Annotated in this window: 5 protein-coding genes; 4 read left to right on the plus strand and 1 reads right to left on the minus strand. The window is 37.3% G+C overall.

Annotated features, from left to right (window positions below; translation table 11 throughout):
- Positions 1 to 70: 70 nt before the first annotated feature.
- On the minus strand, positions 71 to 679 hold the full coding sequence (locus IV84_RS09460; protein ID WP_046872529.1) for a cadmium resistance transporter: 609 nt from the start codon (positions 677 to 679) through the stop codon (positions 71 to 73).
- A gap of 308 nt (positions 680 to 987) precedes the next feature.
- On the opposite strand from IV84_RS09460, the gene IV84_RS09465 reads away from it, so the two are divergent.
- The 4 genes from IV84_RS09465 to IV84_RS09480 all read left to right on the plus strand — a co-directional run bounded on the left by IV84_RS09465 (position 988) and on the right by IV84_RS09480 (position 5,138).
- On the plus strand, positions 988 to 2,208 hold the full coding sequence (locus tag IV84_RS09465) for an argininosuccinate synthase (RefSeq protein ID WP_046872528.1): 1,221 nt from the start codon (positions 988 to 990) through the stop codon (positions 2,206 to 2,208).
- A 3-nt stretch (positions 2,209 to 2,211) separates the two neighbouring features.
- On the plus strand, positions 2,212 to 3,594 hold the full coding sequence (gene argH / locus IV84_RS09470; RefSeq protein ID WP_056986549.1) for an argininosuccinate lyase: 1,383 nt from the start codon (positions 2,212 to 2,214) through the stop codon (positions 3,592 to 3,594).
- Between the two features lie 180 nt (positions 3,595 to 3,774).
- Entirely contained in the window at positions 3,775 to 4,152 is a 378-nt protein-coding gene (locus IV84_RS09475) for a MerR family transcriptional regulator (protein WP_056986552.1), read from the plus strand.
- A 77-nt stretch (positions 4,153 to 4,229) separates the two neighbouring features.
- On the plus strand, positions 4,230 to 5,138 hold the full coding sequence (locus tag IV84_RS09480; protein WP_052694579.1) for an oxidoreductase: 909 nt from the start codon (positions 4,230 to 4,232) through the stop codon (positions 5,136 to 5,138).
- The last annotated feature ends 20 nt before the right edge of the window (positions 5,139 to 5,158 follow it).

The following is a 5,158-nucleotide window of genomic DNA, read 5'->3' on the forward strand; positions in this document are numbered from 1 at the left end:
TACTTGACTTATCACCACAAGGCTTATTTATGTTTATATTTCTATTTTACGCTAGTCTTTACGATTTGCATTAGAATATTGCTACAAATTTGGCTAGAGTGCCACTTTCTACCATAATGGATAGTCCGATTAAAATGTAAATGGCAGCCGTAATCCAACGACTATATTTTTCTAAGATCGCGGCGATGATTGGGACTTTAACCAAGCTATAGCCAGCAATAAAGAAGAGGGTCAGCATAACTAAAAAGGTAAACAAAACGATAATTAATGCAGATGGTGAAAGGGTCACAAAAAATGGGACATAGATACCAATATTGTCTGCCCCACAGGTTGCAATTGTGATTGTGGCCACGTTGATCATCAAGCTGCGTTGACTTGAAAGAGTTTTGTGGACGACCTTGTCGGTATCTTCTTCACCTTTGATTAAAAGCTTAAGGCCCATGAAAACAGGAATGATCCCAAGCAATCCTAAAATCCAGGTTTCCGGAACCAGATGTAAAATGAACGCCAAAATTATTGCCGATAATACTAAAATTCCTGTGCCTAATAAATCACCAAAATAAACTGCCAGGCGTTGCTTCCGAGATCTTGTCTGGCTGAAGATTAACATTAAAATGATTAAATAATCAATACTTGTCGAAACGTAGGCTGTCACACCTGATAAAATAATTCTTCCCATTGTGGAATTCCTTTCATGTGATGTAGAAGTCTGGTTTGCTATGATTCTTGCCAATCATTTATAAAAAGCCCAACAAATTACTATAAAGCAAGTAGGTTTGGATAACAAGGTGCCAAATAGATAAGTGACATAACTGAATAGTTTGAGGTGACTTTTGCTTTAATACGAATGTTTAATTTTATATACATTAAATAATGAATTAATTGATAATTAATGAATAAATATTTAAAAACATTGCATTATATAGCGTGCTAGTGTAATATAAATTCATTAAAAAGATTTAAAAAAATTAATTAGGAGTGATTTATATGGCAAACAAAAAAATAGTTTTAGCGTATTCAGGTGGGTTAGATACTTCGGTTGCGATTTCTTGGTTAAAGGATAAGGGCTACGATGTTGTGGCAACTTGTATCGATGTTGGCGAAGTTGGCAAAGATATGAACTTTATTAAAGAAAAGGCATTGAAACTCGGAGCTGTAGCATCTTACCAATTAGATTGTCGTGATGAGTTTGCCAAGGATTATGTGACAATCGCTTTGCAAGGACATACCTTATATGAAGGTGAATATCCTTTGGTCTCTGCGTTATCTCGTCCCTTAATTGCCAAAAAATTGGTTGAAGTTGCAAAAAAAGAGGGTGCCACCGCGATTGCACATGGGTGTACAGGAAAAGGTAACGATCAAGTTCGTTTCGAGGTTGCTATTCGTGCCTTAGCACCAGAAATTAAAATTGAAGCACCTGTTCGAGACTGGAAATGGTCACGAGAAGAAGAAATCAACTATGCTAAGAAAAATAATATTCCGGTTCCAATTGGTTTGGACAGTCCTTATTCGATTGATCAAAATCTGTGGGGTCGCGCGAATGAAGCCGGTGTTTTAGAGGATCCTTGGGTAACGCCACCAGCAGACGCCTATGACTTAACGAATGCGATTGAGGATACACCTAATGAGGCAAGCACCGTAAAAATTGAGTTTAAACACGGGGTGCCAGTTGCACTGAATAATCAAAAACTCAGTTTGGTAGATTTAATTGCCAAGTTGGATAAAATTGCTGGAAAACATGGCATTGGGCGTATTGATCATATTGAAAATCGGTTAGTTGGGATCAAATCTCGTGAAGTTTACGAAGCTCCTGCTGCTGAAGTGTTAATGAAGGCTCACAAAGCTCTAGAAGATTTAACTTTTGAACGTGACTTAGCGCATTTTAAGCCGATTATTGAACATGAATTAACGAACACTATTTATAATGGTTTGTGGTTCTCACCGCTGTTTAGTGCGCTAAAAGCATTCTTGAAAGCTACCCAACAAGTTGTGAATGGCACGATTCGGGTAAAACTGTTCAAAGGTAATGCAATTGTTGAAGGGCGGAAATCATCCAATTCTCTTTACGATAAAAATTTAGCGACTTACACATCTTCTGATACTTTTGATCAGGATGCAGCCGTGGGATTCATTAAGATTTGGGGATTACCAACGCAGGTTTATACACAAGTGCAGGAGAAAGCCAAGACAGATCAAGCAAAGGAGTAGCATATGGCAGAAAATCATCAATTATGGGGTGGCCGATTTACAGATGAACCTAGTGAGTATGTCCAAAGCTTCGGGGCGTCAATTAACTTTGATCAAAAAATGGCCGCCGAAGATTTGGAAGGTTCTTTAGCACACGTAGCCATGTTGAAACATACTGGAATTCTGAAGGACGATGAAGCCGATCAAATTACGGTAGGTTTACAGCAATTACAGAAAAAACTAGCTGCTGGTAAATTAAAATTTACGATTGAAAATGAAGATATTCATTTGAATTTGGAAAGTTTGCTTACCGAGGAGATTGGGCCAGTTGCTGGAAAGTTGCATACTGCGCGGAGCCGAAATGATCAAGTAGCGACGGACATGCACTTGTATTTGAAGAAACATTTACAAACTATTATGGATTTAATTGTTAAATTGCAAAAAGTAGTTGTGGCGAAGGCTGACGATAATGTTGAAACCTTGATGCCAGGCTATACTCATATGCAACATGCTCAGCCAATTTCGTATGGGCATTATTTAATGGCATATTACGAAATGTTCAAGCGGGATTATGATCGATTTGAGTTCAACCTTAAGCACACCGATATTTCGCCATTGGGAGCTGCAGCATTGGCAGGAACCACGTTTCCAATTGATCGAGAATATACTGCGACTCAGTTAGGGTTTACGGATGTTTATAAAAATAGCCTTGATGCAGTGAGTGATCGTGATTTTATTGTGGAGTTTCTTAGCAACTGTTCTCAACTGATGATGCATCTATCTCGTTTTTGCGAGGAAATTGTAATGTGGGATAGTCAAGAGTTCCACTATTTGGAATTATCTGATACTTACTCAACTGGTAGTTCGATCATGCCGCAAAAAAAGAATCCTGATATGGCTGAGTTGATTCGGGGGAAAACAGGACGTGTTTATGGTGATTTGATGGGATTGCTGACTGTGATGAAAGGTTTGCCATTAGCGTACAATAAGGATTTCCAAGAAGATAAAGAGGGAATGTTTGATGCGGTTGATACCGTTGAACAATCTTTAACCGTCTTTCGGGGAATGTTAGCCACGTTAACAGTCAAAACTGAAAATATGGCTTATGCAACCACACATGATTTTTCAAATGCAACTGAATTGGCGGACTATTTAGCCAGCAAAGGCTTACCATTCCGTCAAGCTCATGAATTGGTTGGTGAATTAGTACTTAAATGTATTAAGGAGCACAAATTTTTAAAAGATGTTTCTTTAGCCGACTATCAGAAACTTTCACCATTAATTGCGACTGATGTCTACCAAGCTTTGGATCCAAAAACGGCGGTTGAACGACGAACTTCATTGGGTGGAACTGGTTTTAGCCAAATTAAGAAACAAATTGCTGAGGCAAAATTAGCATTGAAATAAAATAGATATAGTAAAATAGTTGCTAACTGTTTAGAAGATTTAACGATTCTAAGCTAATATTGATCACGAATATTAGAGTTTGACATGGGTTTATTGTATTATAACGATATAAACATAATTTTAAAGCTAACATTTTGGTTAGCTTTTTTATTTTACTTTGAAGAAACGGAGGAATTGATTTTGAATATTAGAACGGTGAGTGAAAAATTTGAACTTTCACCAACCACGCTTCGTTATTATGAGGAAGTTGGTTTGATTCCACCAGTAAATCGTAATACTAGTGGATATCGCGATTATGATGAAATTGATTTAGAGTGGGTAAATTTTGCAAAATGTATGCGTGAGACTGGGATATCAATTGATGTTTTAAAGAAATATGCAGCCTTAGCCCAGCAAGGTGAACAAACGGAAGGGCAACGCAAGCAAATTTTGATTGAACAGCAGCACGTGTTAGAACAAAAAATGCAAACTCTGCGAGATACGCATGCTTTTCTTGATAATAAAATCGCAACCTATGAGCAACATGCTAAACAAATGGAACGAATTTTTAAAAATTAGAATAAAGGCCTTGCCTTCCAGTCGACTGGAAGGTTTATTCTTTTCTATGTTGATTAAAAAAGAAAGCAGGCATAGAAATGAAAAAAAATTCAAAGTTACAACAAAATTTCTCTTTAAATAATAAAATGACACTTCAAAATCATATTGTCATGTCACCAATGACAACTTGGTCTAGTAATGAGGATCAGACTGTATCAGATGCAGAAATTAAGTATTATGGTGCTCGTGCTAAAAGTGCCGGAATGGTGATTACTGGTTCAAGCCATGTACAAGAAAATGGCGTGGGTTTTGCAAATGAATTAGGGGTTTATGATGATCGATTTGTTCCAGGTCTAACAAAATTAGCGACGGCAATCAAAGCGGGTGGTGCTAGAGCGGTCTTACAATTGAATCATGCCGGTGATAAAGCCTTACCACAGTTTATTTCTAATCATGATGTCGTCAGTTCTAGTGCAGTTTCAGCATTACAAACAGCTTTTGCGCCCGCACAAACGCCACGAGCATTAACAGAATCAGAGATTTTACAAGTTATTCATGATTTTGGATTCGCAACAAAACGAGCTATTAAAGCCGGTTTTGATGGTGTCGAAATTCATGGTGCACATGGATTCTTAATTCAAAATTTTTTATCTCCACATTATAATCAACGCACTGATAAGTGGGGTGGCAATTTGAAAAACAGACTGCGGTTTGCCATGGCAGTTGTCGATGAAGTCCAAAAAGTTGTGTCAGAATATGCGGATTCTTCATTTATCATTGGTTACCGAATTACTTTGGAAGAACGTGAAGATGATGGATTGCGCTTGTCTGATACAGAAGCACTTATCAAAAAATTAATTAAAAAACAAATTGGTTATTTGCATCTTTCTTTGGGAAATGCCTTAACAAGTCATTCTCATTATGATGATAATTCTGAGCCGTTTATTCAACGAATTTCAAAGTTAGTTGGTATGTGTCAAGTTTTAGTAGGTTGTGCTTCTAATTAGATTTTATTTAAGCTTTTACC

The sequence above is a fragment of the Pediococcus damnosus genome (assembly GCF_001437255.1).
GTDB lineage: Bacteria > Bacillota > Bacilli > Lactobacillales > Lactobacillaceae > Pediococcus > Pediococcus damnosus.

Excerpts from the sequence above, each read along its gene's own strand:
- IV84_RS09460 (WP_046872529.1), bottom strand. The coding sequence starts at position 679 with ATGGGAAGAATTATTTTATCAGGTGTGACAGCCTACGTTTCGACAAGT.
- IV84_RS09465 (WP_046872528.1), top strand. The coding sequence starts at position 988 with ATGGCAAACAAAAAAATAGTTTTAGCGTATTCAGGTGGGTTAGATACT.
- argH (WP_056986549.1), top strand. The coding sequence starts at position 2,212 with ATGGCAGAAAATCATCAATTATGGGGTGGCCGATTTACAGATGAACCT.
- IV84_RS09480 (WP_052694579.1), top strand. The coding sequence starts at position 4,230 with ATGAAAAAAAATTCAAAGTTACAACAAAATTTCTCTTTAAATAATAAA.